This is a genomic window from Bacillus infantis (genome assembly GCF_008180445.1).
GTDB classification, from domain to species: Bacteria; Bacillota; Bacilli; order Bacillales; family Cytobacillaceae; genus Bacillus_AB; species Bacillus_AB infantis_B.
Genome location: NZ_VTER01000038.1, coordinates 1 through 826 on the forward strand (window position 1 = coordinate 1; position 826 = coordinate 826).

2 protein-coding genes are annotated in these 826 nt (G+C 40.1%); both read right to left on the reverse strand.

The annotated features are described in order from the left end of the window. Nucleotides 1–450 (reverse strand): GNAT family N-acetyltransferase (locus FZD51_RS25900; RefSeq protein ID WP_148977249.1); only part of this gene is annotated, 450 nt, incomplete at its 3' end. Nucleotides 451–570: 120 nt separating this feature from the next. Beyond that, the coding region (locus FZD51_RS25905; protein WP_148977250.1) for a GNAT family N-acetyltransferase at nt 571–826 on the reverse strand (256 nt) is incomplete at its 5' end.

Genomic DNA, 826 nt, shown 5'->3' on the forward strand with positions numbered 1-826 from the left:
GTAAGAAGAATCTTGTGTAAACTCAGCAATCACCTTTTTCCAAAAAGCATATGCAGGTTTATTTTCAGAGGTTTGCCTCACTTCCCAAGCACCTTTAAACTGTTCGAATATAGAAAAAGCAACATGCCTGCCAATGCCTCTACCTCTAAACTTTCGCATGATGAAAAAATCGCTTATTACGTTTGTTTTTTCCCTGTTGCTTAATTTAGTGAAATCTCTTGGTACATCAAGGATGACTAATACGAACCCTGCTATTTCCCCATCAACTTTAACGATAAATGGACGTCGGTACTCTTCTGTCCATTGATGGTCCAGGTATTTATATGAATATAAACCATGCTGACTTAAAATATGGCCCTCAAACTCACTGCTGTCATAACGATATAACTGAATCAGATTAGATAGAACCGTTTTATCTTCATAAGGACAAAGCGATAATGTTACGGTCATTTGATATCCTCCCGTGGTTTTTGCTAACCCCTTCTTTCATGGTGGGCCACGGGGTCAGGTCCCTTGGCCCAGCTTAAAAAGAGCCAAGGGACCTGACCCCGTGGTTTTTGCTAACCTTAACTAAATGCCCTGTTCCCCGAAGAATTCATCTTTAAGAATGCTCATCCTCAGACGGTCAACAAATTCTCCATTTCTCAATCTATCCTGCCTCAGGATACCTTCTTCTTGATATCCTGCTCGGCTATATGACTTAATCGCTTTTTCATTATCCACTTCTACCCTTAGCCAAATCTTATTTAAGCCTAATTCATTAAAGCCAACCTTCAGCATTTCTTGCATAGCTGCTAAACCGAACCCCTTATGCCAGTAATTTTTA